Origin of the sequence: Gordonia sp. UBA7860 (assembly GCF_002500165.1) — a bacterium.
In the GTDB taxonomy this organism is placed as follows: domain Bacteria; phylum Actinomycetota; class Actinomycetes; order Mycobacteriales; family Mycobacteriaceae; genus Gordonia; species Gordonia sputi.
The window spans coordinates 58514-75252 of sequence record NZ_DLSO01000206.1 but is presented as its reverse complement, the minus strand read 5'-3'; the positions used below and the strand labels follow the sequence as shown (position 1 = coordinate 75252).

The following is a 16739-nucleotide window of genomic DNA, read 5'->3' as shown; positions in this document are numbered from 1 at the left end:
CGTCGCGGAGCGACCCGAACCGATATGTCGCGCAATGATCTCGAGTGCGGGATCGTCGATGTTCTCGTCGAGAACGGCGAGGACCTGCCACACCATTCGTGCTGGTTCCCAGGGGTCGTGGTGGCCATACGGTCCCGTATGCGAACGCGGCGTTGCACGGACGGCATCCACGACGGCTTCGCTCAACGCGGCCGGCGACGAGAAGTCGATGTTCGCGGCGATCCCGTCGGTGCGGCCGGCGCCTGCACCCAATGTGGTCGCGAGGTGTTGAGTCAGCCATCGTTCGACGCCGCGCGCAGGCACCGCGACGATCTCGGTTGCCATCGGATCGGCAAGCGGGGTCCGCAGGACGTCGGCGAGTGCGTCGGCGAGGGTGTCGCTGCGTTCTGCGCGGTGGAGGCTCAGCACGTGGTGATTCCGACCTCGGTCAGTTCGTGTGCATCGGCTGCGGCTCGATGCGATGCGATTCAAGGATGGCGCGGCCGTCGTCGGAGATGGGTCGCGGGCGAGAGGTACTGGGGTCGATGGCGACGAGCGTGGTCTCGGCGACGGCACAGACGAGACCGGACGGATCGGCCAGGACGGCCGTCAGGGTGTACGACGTCCGTCCGATCCGCGAGACGCCGGTGGTGATGGCGACCGGTTCGAACGAGTACTCGAGGACTGCGCGGAACTCGATGACCTGACGCGCGACCAGAATCGGGAGCACCACCGACTTGCCCTCGAACCACTCCGCGAACGTGCGCACACGACTTTCTTCGAAGAGCCTGGCGAACTGCACGTTGTTGACATGCTTGTTGACATCCATGTCGCCCCAGCGCAACTGTAAGGACACTGTGGTTGCGCCCGACGGCGACACCGGACCGGGACCAACGGACGCGGCGGGCTCGCCACCGACGATCGGGACAGTGGTATCTGACACGCTCCGCAGCCTATCCGGCGGAACCGACATCGGCGGCACGGCGTCGTGACAACAGCACACTCACGCACGACACACCGCGACGATCTGACCCGGTCCGGGCGGAGACTACGTAGACTCCGTGACCGGGGAGAGACTTGCAGGGGGCCATGACTGCCCGGCACGCTCGGTTTTCTTGGGGGATGTGTGATCGTTGAGACTCGCCGTCTACGGCTACGACCGGTCGACGCGACCGACGTCGATGCGCTCGTGTTTCTCGACTCCGATCCCGAGGTCATGCGGTTTGTCTCGGGCGGACGCCCGACGCCGCGTGCCGAGATCTCCGACTGGGTCATCCCCCGCGCCCGGGCTGAACTGCGCACCGGTCGGGGTGGGATGTGGATCGCCATCGACCAGCGCTATCAGGCATTTCTCGGCTGGGTACTGCTCCGTGCGCCCCGCCACAGTCAGCGTTCGGAGATGGAACTGAGCTATCGGCTGTGCCGCGAGACGTGGGGCCGTGGACTCGCCACCGAGGCGGCCCGCGCTGTCGTCGGACTAGCATTCGACGAACTGCACACCGAGCGTGTTTTCGCGAGCACCACTCTGCGCAATTCCTCGTCGCGACGAGTGATGGAAAAGCTCGGGATGCGAGTGTCAGGCGTTCGGGCGGGCGGCGATCTCGTCGGCGGGCAGCCCGCACCTGGTCACGGGGATCGTGAGAACCTGGGAGAACTCGAATACGAGCTGCTCAGACACCATTGGGAAGCACTGGTCATGGGCGCAGACGCGCGCCGACACCAGGTGCTGAACCTGCCCGCGTGACGCTCGGGTGCGGTGCCGTACGTGACGGCGGTGATGCGTCCGCAACATCGCCGCGCGAGCAGTTCGGCGTCAACCGAAGGCTCACCGCGACCTACGACTGATCATTGACTACCGTTGAGATGTACGCGCGCCCTGCGCGTCGTTCCCGCAATGCGCGAAGGAGATGTTCTCGATCATGAGCAGCCCCGCTCCGACAGCCCCCGCCCGTCCTCGTGTTGTCATCATCGGCTCGGGATTCGGCGGATTGTTCGCCGCGCAGCGACTCGGCAAGGCCGACGTCGACGTCACGTTGATTGCCAAGACCACGCACCATCTTTTCCAGCCCATGCTCTATCAGGTCGCGACGGGAATCGTCGCCGAGGGTGAGATCGCTCCGGCCACCCGGGTTGTCCTGCGCAAGCAGAACAACACCGCCGTCCTCATGGGCGACGTGTTCGAGATCGATCTCAAGAACAAGGTCGTCAAGTCACGTCTGCTCGAGCGAGTGACCGAGACCCCCTTCGACAAACTCATCATCGCTGCGGGCGCCGATCAGTCGTACTTCGGCAACGACCGGTTCGCCGAGTTCGCGCCCGGCATGAAGACCATCGACGACGCCCTCGAACTTCGCGGCCGTATTCTCGGCGCGTTCGAGCAGGCAGAACTGTCCGATGACCCGGCCGAGCGCGACAAGTTGCTCACGTTCGTGGTCGTCGGTGCCGGACCTACGGGTGTCGAGCTCGCAGGGCAGATCGCCGAGATGAGCGACAAGACCCTCAAGGGCACCTTCCGCAACATCGACCCGACTCAGGCGAGGGTGATCCTGCTCGACGCCGCGCCTGCGGTTCTGCCGCCGATGGGACCGAAGCTCGGGACGAAGGCCGCCAAGCGCCTCGAGAAGCTCGGCGTCGAGATCCAGCTCAACGCAATGGTTGTCGACGTCGACTACGACGGTCTCGTGGTGAAGGAGAAGGACGGCACCACGCGCCGAATCGAGTCGCAGTGCAAGGTGTGGTCTGCAGGTGTTCAGGCGAGCCCCCTCGGCAAGCAGCTCGCAGAGCAGTCGGGCGTCGAGCTCGACCGCGCGGGCCGCGTCAAGGTGCTCGCCGACCTGTCGATCCCCGGCTACCCCGACGTCTTCGTCGTCGGTGACATGATGTCCGTCGAGGGTGTGCCCGGCATGGCGCAGGGAGCGATTCAGGGCGGTCGGTACGCGGCCGACTGCATCAAGAACGAACTCAAGGGTCAGACCCCGCAGCAGCGAAAGCCGTTCTCGTACCACGACAAGGGTTCGATGGCGACGGTGTCGCGGTTCTCCGCGGTGATGTCGGTGCCGATCCCGGGAACAGACAAGCGGTTCGAGACCGAGGGGTACTTCGCGTGGGTGGGCTGGTTGGCCCTGCACCTGGTCTATCTGGTCGGCTTCCGCAACCGCCTCAACACGCTGATCAACTGGTTCTTCGCGTTCAGTACCCGTGGGCGCACCCAGCTCGCGGTGACCGAACAGCAGGTCTACGCCCGCACCGCCATCGGGCATCTCTCCGAACTCGAGAACAAGCCCATCTACGAGGTCGAGGGCGAATCGGTCGGGGCAGACGCAACGACACCGGAGGCCGACGCAGAGGTCGAGAAGAAAACCGACACCAAGGCGAGCTAATCGCCCGCTCGACTTCTGGTTCAGGTCACGGCGCCATCGTCGCGAGTTCCATCTCGTCGACGAGGCGCCGTGTCTGTGTGACGGTCGCTCCGAGTGCGGTGGCGAGCGATCCACCCGATGCCAGGCTCAGGCGGGCGGCGAAAGCCTCCGGGTCGACCTGATCGGCGCGCGTGTCCGGGTAGCGAAAGACGCTGCTGGTCGCGCGAAGGCCGGACTGCTGGGCAGTGGAGCCGACCCCTAGCGCCACCCGGTGTCGCAGCGCGGGGACGTCACCGACGTCGACATGCAGTCCGCCCTCCCAATGCCCGCCGGCGTCCTTGTCGCCGAGTTCCGCGGAACGCCCGATCTGCACGTCTTCGACGAGCGTGAGGATTGCGTCGTCCGACATCGCGACCACGACCTCCGACCGATGATCAGCACCGGCCGCAACGACGGTTGGCTGCGGATGCAGATATAACCGGGCGCCTGGCCCGAGTTCGATGTGCCACGACATCGTCGAGTCGACGCGCCGGGTCGACGGCAGGGCGATGGTCGCGGCAACACTGCCGAGGTCGAGGTGGGCGCCCGCTTCGACGATCACACGCACCTCGATGTCGTCGCCGCCGAGCGGCGTTGCTGCCGTTCCGATGAGATGTGCTGCCTGCGAACCGGTTTGGCGTACGGCCAACCCACCGGATGCCCGATGTCGGAAACGCCGACCGGGCTCGACGACGATCTCGACCCTGGTACGCATTACCCCGTCGCCACGGGGGCCGCGAGTTGTGCGCGAACCCACGCCAAGACGTCGGTGGCGGCCGGGTCGTCGGTCAACGAGATCATCGCGGTCGGCCGGTCGTCGCGGACCTTCGCGGCATCGCGGCGCATGACGTCGAGATCGGCATTGACCCGCTCGGCGAGGTCGGTCTTGTTGATTACCAACAGATCCGAGAAGGTGACGCCCGGCCCGCCCTTTCGCGGGACCTTGTCGCCACCGGCGACGTCGATCACGAAGATCTGCACGTCGATCAAGCCGGTCGAGAAGGTGGCGGTGAGATTGTCGCCGCCGGACTCGACGAGAATCAGGTCGAGCGGCGGATTCGCTGCGACCAGGTCGTCGATCGCGTCGAGATTCGCGGTGATGTCATCGCGGATCGCGGTATGTGGACAACCACCCGTCTGCACAGCGGTGATGCGCTCGTCGGGCAGAACTGCGTTGCGCCGCAGGAAGTCTGCATCCTCGGTGGTGTAGATGTCGTTGGTCAGAACCGCGACGGAGAGTTCCTCACGAAGCTGGCGGCACAGCGCTGCGACCAAAGCCGTCTTACCCGAGCCGACTGGTCCGCCCACCCCGATCCGCAGCGCCTCGCCCGGCTCGCGGTGACGTCGTGGACGATCGTGATCGTGGCTGTGTGGCTCTCCGTCGATGAGATGCGGTGGCATGGTGATCCTTTCGGGGATTGTGGACAGTGCGGGTTGGTCTAGGTGAGTTGAACGCTACGTCGCGAGGTGAACGGCAACGTCAGGACATGAACAGGGGCATGGGTTGTCGCTCATGGCGTTCGGCGAAGACGTCGAGAACCGGATCGGAGAGGTCGGCGAGGCCCACCGCCGCCGACGCCGCGACACGTTCGCACTCGGGACCGAGGTCGGCGATCATGAGCGCGACGTCGGCGGGGTCGAGCGCGAGGAGTCGCTGGCCGGCCGTCGCCGAGCCGCTCATCGTCGTGTAGACGAGTACCAGAGCGGTGTGGAATCCCGACAGCGCGCTTGCCGCACCCACCGCGCCACTGATGACCGGCAGATGCGTCGTCGGCATGTGCGACGACCAATCCCGTTCCGGCCACATGCGTTTGGCCAATCGAAGCATGCCGCGACCCTGAGCGATCGACGCTTTGCGCGCGGCCGCCGACGGCGTGCGTGCGTCGGTTTCCTGCAGCGCACGCGCGACGTCGATGCTGCCGTCGGCGACGGCCGCCGCGATGGACGCGGCAACCAAACCGCTCGTGGTGACACGTCGATGTAGGAAGGACGCGAGATCACTGACCCCACGGATGAAGCCGTCGGCGATGGCCTGTTCGACGCCACCCGAGTGCACATGCCCGCCGACAGGCAGCCGAGAATCGGCCAGCGACAACATCATCGCCAGCGGCGCGCCCGCGTAGCGCGAGGGTTTCTCAGGTGGGGTCATGGTGCGGTTCTCGACATCGGGGCGGGAGCATGGGCAACTCAGAACAGGAAATAGCGTTGCGCCATGGGCAGTTCGGTGACCGGCGGCGCGTCCCACACCTCGCCGTCGACGGTCACGGTGAACGTGTCCGGGTCGACGGTGATCTCCGGCCGGGCGTCGTTGTTGATCATGTCAGCTTTTCCGATTCCGCGAGTGTCGGTGACCGGCACGAGTGTGCGTCGCACACCGATGCGCTCGGCGAGGTCGGGATCGCAGCCCGGTGCGACGAAACTGATCGACGTCGCGGCAGCCAACGGTGCGCTCGCCCCGAACATCGGACGCGGCAACACCGGCTGCGGTGTGGGGATGGACGCGTTCGCGTCGCCCATCTGTGCCCACGCGATCGCGCCACCCTTGATGACGAGATCCGGTCGGACGCCGAAGAATGCGGGATCCCAGAGCACGAGGTCGGCGAGCTTGCCCGTTTCCACCGACCCGATCTCGGAGTCGAATCCGTGCGCGACGGCCGGGCAGATCGTGTACTTGGCGATGTAGCGCTGCGCGCGATTGTTGTCGGCCGCACCGTCGCCCGGCAGCGATCCGCGTTTGCGTTTCATCACGTGCGCGGTCTGCCAGGTACGCAACACCACCTCACCGATGCGACCCATCGCCTGCGAATCCGAACCGATCATCGAGATCGCACCCAGATCATGGAGCAGGTCCTCCGCGGCGATCGTCGACGGTCGGATGCGGCTCTCGGCGAACGCGAGGTCTTCTGGCACCGTCGGATTGAGGTGGTGGCAGACCATCAGCATGTCGAGGTGCTCGTCGAGCGTGTTGACGGTGTGCGGACGCGTCGGATTCGTCGAACTCGGAAGCACATTGGGAACCGAGGCAACCGTGATGATGTCGGGCGCGTGCCCACCTCCGGCACCTTCGGTGTGATACGCGTGAATGCTGCGTCCGGCGATCGCACCGAGCGTCGACTCGACGAAGCCTGCCTCGTTGAGCGTGTCGGAGTGCAGTGCCACCTGCACCCCGGTCTCGTCGGCGACGCGCAGGCACGCGTCGATCGCGGCGGGCGGACTCCCCCCCTCCTCATGCAGTTTGAAGCCCGACGCACCTGCGCGGATCTGTTCGTGCATCGCCTCGGCACTCACGGTGTTGCCCTTGCCGAGCAGCGCGATGTTCATCGGCCAACCGTCGGTCGCGGCGAGCATCGACGCCAGGTGCCACGAGCCGGGCGACACCGTGGTCGCCTTACTCCCCTCGGCCGGACCCGTGCCGCCGCCGATCAGCGTGGTGATGCCGTTGCCGAGCGCCTCGTCCATGATCTGTGGGCAGATGAAGTGGACATGGCAGTCGATGGCGCCCGCGGTGAGGATCTTGCCGTTTCCCGCAATGATCTCGGTGGAGGCGCCGATCACCAGGTCGGGATGAACGCCGTCCATGGTGTCCGGGTTGCCCGCCTTGCCCAGCGCGATGATCCGTCCGTCGCGAATACCGACGTCTGCCTTGATGATTCCCCAGTGATCGAGGATGACCACACCGGTGATGACGGTGTCGGGGGCGCCGTCGGCGCGGGTGGCGCGACTCTGACCCATCGACTCGCGGATCACCTTGCCACCGCCGAATACCGCTTCGTCGCCGGCGAGACCCGGTCCGCCGGAACGATCTTCGGTCACCTCGATGAGCAAGTCGGTGTCGGCGAGGCGAATTCGATCACCGGTCGTCGGGCCGAAGAGCTGCGCGTAGCGGTCGCGTCCCAGAATTGCCATGTCAGTCGACCTTTCCCGGCGCGTCCAGCGAAATCCCGTATACCTCACGGCTTCCGCCGAGGGGTACGAGCGTCACGGTCATCTCGATGCCGGGTTCGAAGCGAACCGCGGTACCGGCGGCGATGTCGAGTCGACGGCCCCGCGCGGCAGCCCTGTCGAAATCGAGTGCCGAGTTGGCTTGGGCGAAGTGCACATGACTGCCGACCTGTACGGGTCGATCACCCGAGTTCACGACGGTCAACGTCACGGGGTCGGCTCCTGCGTTGAGTTCGATGGTTCCCGGTGCGGCGATCACCTCGCCGGGGATCACCGCGGGACTGTCGTCAGACATGACACCTCTCGTTCTGGCAGCCGCGCGGTGTCGCCGACACGCCGGTACACGGGATCACGAACATGGAATACGTTGTCGCCGTTGGCTTTTGAGCTATAAGGACCCAGTAGCTCATCAGGATCACCCGATCGGATGATGCACGGTGACGAGTTTCGTCCCGTCCGGGAACGTTGCCTCCACCTGGACGTCGTGGAGCATCTCGGGCACACCGTCCATCACGTCGTCGCGAGCAAGAACCTCACGACCGGATGCCATGAGTTCGGCGACGCTGCGTCCGTCTCGCGCACCCTCGAGGACGTGATCGGTGATCAGCGCGACGGCCTCGGGGTGGTTCAACTTCAGACCCCTCCCCTGCCTGCGCCGGGCCAGTTCCGCGGCGTAGGAGATGAGCAACCGTTCTTGTTCATGTGGCGACAGCCGCACCTGAACCCCTCTTCACGACGATCCGGGGTCGACACACCCCAGTGCTGGTGTGGTCATCCTGCCACGCGCGCTGCGCCGCGGCGCGTCGAAGCGGCGTCACTCGTCGACGAGTGCGCCGCCGGTGGCGCGCAACTGTGCGAGGCGGGTTGCGGTGCACTGCGGCGCGATCGCGGTGACCTCGCCTTCGGTGAACGCACCTGCCGCCAACCCTCGGCCGACGACCAGCGCCAACGACATCGCGGTGGCCGGCTCGTCGACGACGTCGCCGCCGCGTCGCTCGAAATAGCTCTGCAGTCGAGTCACCGCGGTCGGCATCGCCGACCGGTAGAACCCGGTGACCGCGGCCCATCGGGTGATCAGGTGCCCCGGATGCATATCCCACCCCTGGTAGTAGCCGCGCTCGAGCGACCGCAGCACCAGCCAGTGGTGACGCCGCAACGCCGCCGCGACCTGGGCGTCGTCGCCGGTCGGCATGACCTGAGTCGAGCCGTCACTGAGCCAGACCCCGGTCTGCGCGGCCGCGGCCTGCATGACGTTCTTGGCGTGATCGGCGACCGGATGCGACAGAGACTGCTGCGCCGAGACGATTCCGCATGCTGCGCTGTAGTCGTAGGTGCCGTAGTGCAGGCCGCTCAGCCGCGGGGCACCCCGATGCACCGCTTCGGCAACCGTTGCGCGACCGTCTTGGCCGAGGATCGCCTGCGGGATCTCGATTTGCAGTTCGAATCGCAATGAGCCGACGGGCACGCCGTGGACGCGCTCGAACTCGGCGCACAGCAGATTCACGGCGTCGACCTGCCGCACGTCGCGCAGCTTCGGCACGGTGAACACAAAACCGTCGGGAACCCCACCCGCGGCGTCGAGGACCAGTTCAAGCGTGCGTAGACCGCGGCTGCGCTCGACGGCTCCGAGCCCCTTTGCCCGCACGCCCGCGGATCGAGGTGCGTGGGGTCGTTGGCGAGTCCAGGCAGCGAGGGTCTCGCCTGCGCGACGGGCGTCGGCATCCTCGGTGGCGTCAGGACGCCATCCGTACCCGTCTTCGAGATCGATCCGCAGATCCTCGATCGGGTTGGTTCGTAACCGCTCGTGCACGATTTCGACCACGTCGTCGTCCGCGAGTTCGCCGAGGACACGCGACGCGGCGTCGGCGATCCGGAGCGCCTCGTCACCCCACGACCGCGGCGTCTGTTCGTCGACGTCTGCCGCGCTCACGTAGACGGTGTGCACCGGCTGCGGATCAGCACGATCGCCGGGGTAGTGCGCCGCGAGATCGTCGTCGACCGGCGCAAGCAGCTCTTCGACCGAGCGCCGGACGTCGGCGCCCAACGTGTGCCGCGTGGTCACGCGCCCGCAGGCATGTCGATGTTCTGGAGACGCACCTGCGACGTGGCCAGCAGGCGACCTGCGTCGTCGGACATCTCGACACGCCATAGCTGTTGCCGGCGTCCGCGGTGGATGGGCGACGACTTTGCGGTGACGACGCCACTGCTGACCGAACGGAGGAAGTCGGTGTTGTTGTTCACGCCGACCGCCGTCTGACCCGGCCCCTGCTTGGACAGCCACACGAAACCACTGGTGCTGGCAACGCTTTCGGCGATTGCGCAGTAGATGCCGCCGTGCACGATGCCGAACGGCTGGTGATGTCGCGAATCGATCTCCAAGGTCGCGGTGACCGCGCCGTCGTCGTCGATGTCGGTGATCTGCAGGCCGAGCAGGGCGTCGAGGCCTTTGCCCGCGAACTTCGAAAAGTTGTCCGTGTCGTCAACAGTCATGCGAACAAGAGTGTCACGACCCACGTGGTCGAGCATGGCTGGCCCTGTGGACATCGCCGGGAACCAGTAAGCCCCACATCCCGTTGGGGATGTGGGGCTTACCGCGACGTGGACCGGGGGTCTCTGCAGCCCTCAGGACTCTCGCGCGGTCCGACGTTGTGATTAACGTAGGCTAGCCTTACCAACATTGTCAAGGCACCCAGCGAGACAAGTTGGCCCCGGCGTCGAGCAAGTAGAGGAAACGGCAGTAAAATGCGAAAGATGAACGGATTGGGCGATCTGGAGCGTGCGGTGATGGACTTCCTTTGGGAGAGTCCCACACCTCAGACGGTTCGCCAGGTCCACGCGGATCTATCCCGCGACCGCTCCCTTGCCTACACCACGGTGATGACCGTGTTGCAGCGTCTGGCGAAGAAGAACCTGGTCACACAAATCCGCGAGGACCGAGCCCACAAGTACGTCCCCACCCATCCACGCGAAGACCTCGTGGCGTCGTTGATGGTCGATGCGCTCAGCGAAGCGCACGCCCCCGGCTCTCGGCACGCGGCCCTCGTCAGCTTTGTCGGTCGAGTAGGCGCCGACGAAGCCGCCGCACTGCGTCGTGCGCTCGATGAGCTCGAAGCAGCCCGCGGAACTCAAGAGACCAGCTAGATTCGCTTGAGTACCGTTGATTCGCTTGCTTTCGTTCTATTAATTACTTGCACGACTGATTCATCCTGCTATACAGCCCACCGCTAGGACAGCACTCGATGACCGCACTGCTCTTCGGCATCATGACGCTGGTTTTCGTCGGCCCTGCCCCTGAGGCGTTGTCGCGAGCCCAGTGGCCGATTCGTGCACCCCGGGCGGCCATGACGCTGTGGCAGGCCATCGCCCTTGCCGCGGTGCTGTCGGCGTTCAGTTGCGGTCTGGCAATCGCAGCGAATCTACTCTCCCCCGGTCCCGATGGCGCGCCGACGACCCACCCACTGCGAGAGATCGAACGGGTCGGGCTTCCGCTGTGGATTGCCTATGTGGGCGTCTTCGCGCTCACCCTACTCATCGGCGCCCGCCTGATCTTCACGGTCGTTCGCGTCGGCGTACGCACCCGTGCTCGACGGGCGACGCATCGCCAACTCATCGACATCCTCGACCGATGCGACCGCTCCGATCAGTCGCATCCGCTGTTCGGTCGCGATATCCGCATGATCGACGTCGAGCAGCCACTCGCCTACTGCCTGCCAGGCATTCGGCAGCGCGTCGTGTTGAGTGAGGGCGTCGTGGCCCGGCTCTCCCGGGACGAACTCATTGCCGTCATCGCACACGAACGTGCACACCTGCGCGCACGCCACGACCTCGTCCTCGAAGCGTTCATCGCGCTCCATGAAGCCTTTCCCCGCTTCGTACGTAGTTCCTCCGCGCTCGGTTCGGTAGAGCTTCTCGTCGAGGCCCTCGCCGACGACCAGGCGGTTCGAGCAACCGCACCGACGACACTCGGGCGGGCGCTTGTCGCGTGCGCCGACGCCGTCGCACCACGCGGCGCGATGGCTGTCGGTGGGCCGACAACGCTGACCCGCGTCCATCGCCTCCGCCACGACCGCGCGCCGATCTGGCTGGTCACCGTGGCGTACACGGGCGCGACCGCGATCCTGGTGGTGCCGACGCTGGCCGTCGCAATCCCCTGGCTGACCGAACTGAGCAGGCTCGTCGCGGCTCACTGATGCTCTCGTGGGCCGGGTCGGCTTGCGGCACCGTCGACCGGTGCGGGTGCGACACTTCGGACACGACAGAACACAGGACGCCGCCGAGGCAATAGGCTGGTGGCATGACCAACTCCGCCACATCGTCCGCGTCGTCGAAGGCCCAGATCGGAGTCACCGGCCTGGCAGTCATGGGCTCCAACATCGCCCGCAATTTCGCCCACCACGGCTACACCGTTGCACTCCACAATCGCTCCATCGCCAAGACCGATGCTCTCCTTGATGAGCACGGCAGCGAAGGCAACTTCATCCGCACCGAGACGATGCAGGAGTTCGTCGACGCGTTGGAGAAGCCACGCCGCGTGTTGATCATGGTCAAGGCGGGCGACCCCACCGATGCGGTCATCTCTGAGCTGGCCGACGTGATGGAGAAGGGCGACATCATCATCGATGGCGGCAACTCCCTCTACACCGACACGATCCGTCGCGAGGCTGCGATGGCCGAACGCGGCCTGAACTTCATCGGCGCGGGCATCTCCGGCGGCGAGGAAGGCGCACTCAACGGTCCGTCGATCATGCCCGGCGGCCCCGCGGTGTCGTACGAATCAGTCGGTCCGATGCTCGAGAAGATCTCCGCGCACGTCGACGGCGAACCCTGTTGCACTCACATCGGTCCCGACGGCAGCGGCCACTTCGTCAAGATGGTCCACAACGGCATCGAGTACGCCGACATGCAGCTCATCGGCGAAGCCTACGACCTGATGCGTCGCGGCCTCGGCATGGAACCCGCCGAGATCGCCGACGTCTTCGCCGAGTGGAACAAAGGTGAGCTCGAGAGCTATCTCGTCGAGATCACCGCGCAGGTGCTGGCCCAGGTCGACGCCGAGACCGGTAAACCACTCGTCGACGTCATCGTCGACCAGGCGGGCCAGAAGGGCACCGGCCGGTGGACGGTGAAGGCCGCACTCGATCTCGGCATACCGGTGACCGGGATCGCGGAGGCGGTGTTCGCCCGAGCGCTGTCGAGCGCTGCCGACCAGCGGTCCGCGGCGACGTCGCTGGCGTCGGGAACGCTCGCAGAGGCTCCGAAAGACAAAGACCAGTTCGTCGAGGACATCCGCCGCGCGCTCTACGCTTCCAAGATGGTCGCCTACGCCCAGGGATTCGACGAGATCAGCGCGGGCAGCCAGGAGTACAACTGGAACGTCGACCGCGGCTCGCTCGCCACGATCTGGCGGGGCGGCTGCATCATCCGCGCGAAGTTCCTCAACCGGATTCGCGACGCGTACGCCGACAACGCCGACCTGCCGAGCCTGCTCCTCGCGCCCTACTTCACCGACGCCGTGGAGTCGTCCCTCGACAGTTGGCGACGAGTGGTGTCGGCGGCGACGCTGATGGGAGTGCCCGTACCGGCATTCGCCTCATCGATCTCCTACTACGACGGGCTGCGCAGCGACCGGCTGCCTGCCGCCCTGACGCAGGGCCTGCGCGACTACTTCGGCGCGCACACCTACAAGCGCGTCGACAAGCCCGGAACCTTCCACACGCTCTGGGGCCAGGATCGCACCGAGGTGAAGACCGACTGAGCGTCGAGGGTGAAGACAGGCTGACCGCAGCAGGCGGAGAGCGACTCGACCCGGCGGATCTGTCGCGGGTTCTGGTGATCTCTCCCCACCTCGACGACGCGGTGTATTCGGCTGGTGCGGCGCTGTCGGCTATGGACGACGTCGTCGTCGTGACGATGTTGGCCGGTCGGCCGAGTCCGCCCCAGCACACGGAGTGGGATCGCTCCACCGGCTTCGCGTCGTCGACCGAAGCACTCGACGTCCGCCGAGCAGAGGACGAGAAGGCCGTCGCGACGCTCGGTGGTCGCGCGGTGCATCTCGATTTCCTCGACCAGCAGTACGGTGGCGCCGACCCCGGGGCGCTGAGCGGCGCGATATCCGAACTGGTGGAAACCCACCGACCACAGGTGGTCATCGGGCCGCTCGGTGTCAGGCATGCCGACCATCTGCTCGTACGCAACGCGGTTCTGGCGGCCCGGCTGCCGGTCCCCCTGTGGATGTACGCGGATCTGCCGTACTGCAATTACAGCCGCGGCGACGAGATGGCCAGCCGCGACGTGTTGCGTTGGCGCGGATGCGTGCTCGACGAGGTGCGACCGGCTGCCGGGTCGATGGATCTCAAACGCGCGGCCGTCGAGTGCTACCCCACCCAGAACACGCAGTTCGACATCGACAAAATTGTTGCGCCCGAACGTTTCTGGGCCGTCTCGCGTGATCTCTGACGGCGTCCGGGTGCGCAGCACCCGCGCCTGATCTCACGCGGCGACCTGCGGGAGGCGCGGGCGTCGGCCATGCGCTCCGTCACCCCAGGTCGGGCGATTTCGCGTAATGCTGGCCCGGGCGCGGTCCATGCTGCAGAGGTGCGTACACAACTGTGACGTCAGCGGGGCGCCGAGACAATTATTGTCGTGGCGCCGCGCTGACGACCGGATTGTGTACGTACCGCGGCCGCGCTCCCACGAGCGCGCGCGTTCACGGCGGTCAGCGAGTGTTCAGCACCCGCGCGTACGCCGACGGCGAGGCCGCCATGCCGACCGCGAACGCCGCGGAACGTAGCTGACCAGCGGCGACCAACGGCACGACGTCGACGAGCGACGACCTCTGACGCGACTCCGCGATCAGAGACCGCACGACGTCGGGGTCACCGGTGCCAGCCTGCGCAGCGCGCATGGCCATGTGTGCGGCAGGTATGAGCACCTCCCGGTAGCGAAACGCGCGGGCGAGCGAGCGGTTCCGACTCGATCCCCAACGACTCGATCCCCAGAACGCGTCGCGCTCGCGAAGTTCCGGGGCGAGCCGGGCCACCTCGTCGCCCATCGCGAAGACATCGGCGGTGTGCGTGCAAGTGACCTGCGACGTCGACTCGGGATGCTGTCGATACCAGAGCAGCGGCTCGTCGACCAGGGCGACGCGGTCGGCCCGCAGCGCGATGCGCAGCGTCGCGGCCATATCCTCATACGCCCTGCGCTCGTCCCAGGGTGCGTCGCCGAGCACCGCGCGGCGGAACAATCGTGCCGGCGGATACGCCTTCACCCTGCCCCGCATGAGCATTCGTGCGAACTCGCTGCCATCGACAGATCGCCGCCGTGGCGTCCGACGTTCGGCAACGCCGAGAGCGGCTCCGGTCGGATCGACGAACATCGTTCGGCAGGAAGCGAAGTCGGCATGTTCTCGGGCCAGCGCGTCGAGCATGCGTGCAGTGAACGTGGGGTCGGCGAGATCGTCGCTGTCGAAGAACCAGACCACGTCACCGGTTGCTGCACGCATGCCGGCGTTGCGCGCATAACCCGCGCCACGATTGCGGTCGAGTTCGACAACGCGGTGGTCGACACCAGCCGACGTCAGGCTGCGCGTCGCCACCGCGATCGATCCGTCGTCACCGCGGTCGTCGACCAGCACTACTTCGTCGACTGGCCTCGTTTGGCTCAGGATCGCACGCAGGCACGGCTCGATGTACCGCGCACTCCGATAGACGGGTATGACTACCGACAGGCGCGTCGGATCGGGCGTCGGCGCCACCTTGCCCACGTCACTCCTTGCGCTCAGTCACTTCACAGCGGTTTGCCAGCAAAGTTAGCCTAACCTTCCTCGTAAGGAAAGACCCCGATCGCCCGACGCGCCGAACGGCAACAACCCGCGATCGCAGCCGAGTCATCGCCGGGTACTGTGTGTGTACGTGCGCTTTCTCTCGGGACACTCGCCCGCTTACGACCTCACCTACGGCGATGTCTTCGTCGTTCCGTCACGCAGTGACGTGATCTCCCGCTTCGACGTCGACCTCGCGTCTTCTGACGGCTCCGGCACGACCATCCCCGTCGTCGTCGCGAACATGACCGCTGTCGCCGGAAAGCGGATGGCTGAAACCGTTGCCCGCCGGGGTGGATTGGTCGTGTTGCCGCAGGACCTGCCGATCCCGGCCGTGGAATCGAGCATCGCGTTCGTCAAGTCGCGCGACCTCGTGGCCGATACCCCGGTCACGCTCGAACTCGACGATTCGGTCAGCGACGCGCTCGCACTGATCACCAAACGTGCGCACGGCATCGTCGTGGTCGTCGACCGTGACGGTCGGCCCGTCGGCACCGTCGACGAGGCGGCCTGTACCGACGTCGACCGCTTCACCCGACTCGGCGACGTCCTCGACCGCGGGTTCGTGTCGGTGGCCGCGGGAACGGACGTCCGAGAGGTCTTCGAGATCCTCGACGCCGCGCACCAGCACGCCGCGATCATGCTCGACGGCGACGGACGTCTCACCGGCGTGGTCACCCGGACCGGCGCACTGCGCAGCGGCATCTACCGCCCCGCCGTCGACGACGAGAACCGCCTCCGCATCGCGACGGCCGTCGGCATCAACGGCGACGTCGTCGGCAAGGCGAAGGCGCTCGTGGCCGCCGGTTCCGACCTTCTGGTCATCGACACGGCACACGGCCACCAGGAGAAGATGCTCTCGGCGCTCGAAGCTGTCGCAACGGCCGACCTCGGCGTCCCGTTGGCCGCCGGAAACGTCGTGTCGGCCGCGGGCACACGCGACCTCATCAACGCCGGAGCCGACATCGTGAAGGTCGGCGTGGGGCCCGGCGCGATGTGCACGACGCGGATGATGACCGGCGTCGGACGGCCGCAGTTCTCCGCTGTCGCCGAATGTTCAACCACCGCAGCAGAACTCGGCAAGCACGTGTGGGCCGATGGTGGTGTACGCCATCCTCGCGACGTCGCACTGGCCATTGCCGCGGGAGCGTCGAACGTGATGATCGGATCGTGGTTCGCGGGGACCTACGAGTCGCCCGGCGACCTCAAGCGCGACGCGTCGGGCGCACTCTACAAGGAGAGCTTCGGGATGGCGTCCAAGCGCGCTGTGGCAGCACGCACCTCTGCCGACAGCGCTTTCGACCAGGCCCGCAAGGCGCTGTTCGAGGAGGGCATCTCCAGTTCGCGGATCAAGCTCGACGCCGAGCGCCCGAGCGTCGAGGACCTCATCGACCACATCTGTTCGGGTGTGCGCAGCACGGCGACCTACACCGGCGCGCGATCTCTCGGCGAACTGCGCGAGCGCGTTGTTCTCGGAGTGCAGTCGCCCGCAGGCTTCGCCGAGGGCAAACCGCTACCGACAGGTTGGTGAGCCCTCGCCGTCGACGCGGCACCTAGAATGGTCTGCATTGCCCACGGAGCGCACCGACTCCGTGGCGCTG

Annotated in this window: 18 protein-coding genes; 7 read left to right on the top strand and 11 right to left on the bottom strand. The window is 66.3% G+C overall.

What is annotated here, in order from left to right; genetic code table 11:
* Both B3T59_RS24490 and B3T59_RS24485 read right to left on the bottom strand, forming a co-directional pair.
* The coding region (locus tag B3T59_RS24490) for an exodeoxyribonuclease V subunit gamma (protein ID WP_287005361.1) at positions 1-408 on the bottom strand (408 nt) is incomplete at its 3' end.
* A 19-nt stretch (positions 409-427) separates the two neighbouring features.
* Positions 428-922: an acyl-CoA thioesterase gene (locus B3T59_RS24485; protein WP_313317155.1), complete on the bottom strand. Its 495-nt coding sequence runs from the start codon at positions 920-922 to the stop codon at positions 428-430.
* 183 nt (positions 923-1105) lie between these two features.
* Between B3T59_RS24485 and B3T59_RS24480 the strand changes: the two genes are divergently transcribed.
* Complete coding sequence (locus B3T59_RS24480; protein ID WP_287005360.1) at positions 1106-1723, top strand: GNAT family N-acetyltransferase; 618 nt, start codon at positions 1106-1108, stop codon at positions 1721-1723.
* A 175-nt stretch (positions 1724-1898) separates the two neighbouring features.
* Positions 1899-3359: an NAD(P)/FAD-dependent oxidoreductase gene (locus B3T59_RS24475; protein WP_287005359.1), complete on the top strand. Its 1461-nt coding sequence runs from the start codon at positions 1899-1901 to the stop codon at positions 3357-3359.
* A gap of 25 nt (positions 3360-3384) precedes the next feature.
* Here the strand turns inward: B3T59_RS24475 and B3T59_RS24470 are convergent, their stop codons facing one another.
* The 8 genes from B3T59_RS24470 to B3T59_RS24435 form a co-directional block, all read right to left on the bottom strand.
* Positions 3385-4092 carry an urease accessory protein UreD gene (locus tag B3T59_RS24470; protein ID WP_287005358.1) on the bottom strand — a complete coding sequence of 236 codons (708 nt, stop codon included), beginning with the start codon at positions 4090-4092 and terminating at the stop codon, positions 3385-3387.
* Positions 4092-4778 (bottom strand): urease accessory protein UreG, encoded by a 687-nt coding sequence (gene ureG, locus B3T59_RS24465; protein WP_064867653.1) that lies wholly within the window; start codon positions 4776-4778, stop codon positions 4092-4094. Before ureG ends, B3T59_RS24470 begins: the two co-directional genes overlap by 1 nt.
* 79 nt (positions 4779-4857) lie before the next feature.
* Positions 4858-5526, bottom strand: coding sequence for an urease accessory protein UreF (locus B3T59_RS24460; RefSeq protein WP_064867655.1), 669 nt, complete (start codon positions 5524-5526; stop codon positions 4858-4860).
* A 38-nt stretch (positions 5527-5564) separates the two neighbouring features.
* A complete protein-coding gene (locus B3T59_RS24455; RefSeq protein ID WP_287005357.1) occupies positions 5565-7283 on the bottom strand; it encodes an urease subunit alpha in 1719 nt (572 codons plus the stop codon).
* Between the two features lies 1 nt (position 7284).
* Entirely contained in the window at positions 7285-7614 is a 330-nt protein-coding gene (locus tag B3T59_RS24450) for an urease subunit beta (protein WP_287005356.1), read from the bottom strand.
* A 120-nt stretch (positions 7615-7734) separates the two neighbouring features.
* Entirely contained in the window at positions 7735-8037 is a 303-nt protein-coding gene (locus tag B3T59_RS24445) for an urease subunit gamma (protein ID WP_064867661.1), read from the bottom strand.
* 96 nt (positions 8038-8133) lie between these two features.
* On the bottom strand, positions 8134-9381 hold the full coding sequence (locus B3T59_RS24440; protein WP_287005355.1) for a DUF6986 family protein: 1248 nt from the start codon (positions 9379-9381) through the stop codon (positions 8134-8136).
* Positions 9378-9809 (bottom strand): PaaI family thioesterase, encoded by a 432-nt coding sequence (locus B3T59_RS24435; protein WP_005206835.1) that lies wholly within the window; start codon positions 9807-9809, stop codon positions 9378-9380. Before B3T59_RS24435 ends, B3T59_RS24440 begins: the two co-directional genes overlap by 4 nt.
* A gap of 252 nt (positions 9810-10061) precedes the next feature.
* Between B3T59_RS24435 and B3T59_RS24430 the strand changes: the two genes are divergently transcribed.
* The 4 genes from B3T59_RS24430 (at position 10062) to B3T59_RS24415 (ending at position 13775) form a co-directional block, all read left to right on the top strand.
* Positions 10062-10460, top strand: coding sequence for a BlaI/MecI/CopY family transcriptional regulator (locus tag B3T59_RS24430; RefSeq protein ID WP_287005354.1), 399 nt, complete (start codon positions 10062-10064; stop codon positions 10458-10460).
* A gap of 98 nt (positions 10461-10558) precedes the next feature.
* The gene (locus tag B3T59_RS24425) at positions 10559-11509 is read left to right on the top strand and encodes a M56 family metallopeptidase (RefSeq protein ID WP_287005353.1); all 951 of its coding nucleotides are present in this window, start codon (positions 10559-10561) and stop codon (positions 11507-11509) included.
* Positions 11510-11613: 104 nt separating this feature from the next.
* Positions 11614-13074, top strand: coding sequence for an NADP-dependent phosphogluconate dehydrogenase (gndA, locus tag B3T59_RS24420; RefSeq protein WP_287005352.1), 1461 nt, complete (start codon positions 11614-11616; stop codon positions 13072-13074).
* Between the two features lie 74 nt (positions 13075-13148).
* The gene (locus tag B3T59_RS24415; RefSeq protein WP_251723507.1) at positions 13149-13775 is read left to right on the top strand and encodes a PIG-L deacetylase family protein; all 627 of its coding nucleotides are present in this window, start codon (positions 13149-13151) and stop codon (positions 13773-13775) included.
* A 259-nt stretch (positions 13776-14034) separates the two neighbouring features.
* On the opposite strand, the gene B3T59_RS24410 is transcribed toward B3T59_RS24415, so the two are convergent.
* Positions 14035-15081: a glycosyltransferase family 2 protein gene (locus B3T59_RS24410; RefSeq protein WP_287005351.1), complete on the bottom strand. Its 1047-nt coding sequence runs from the start codon at positions 15079-15081 to the stop codon at positions 14035-14037.
* 148 nt (positions 15082-15229) lie between these two features.
* On the opposite strand from B3T59_RS24410, the gene B3T59_RS24405 reads away from it, so the two are divergent.
* The gene (locus B3T59_RS24405) at positions 15230-16669 is read left to right on the top strand and encodes a GuaB1 family IMP dehydrogenase-related protein (protein WP_287005350.1); all 1440 of its coding nucleotides are present in this window, start codon (positions 15230-15232) and stop codon (positions 16667-16669) included.
* Positions 16670-16739 lie beyond the last annotated feature (70 nt).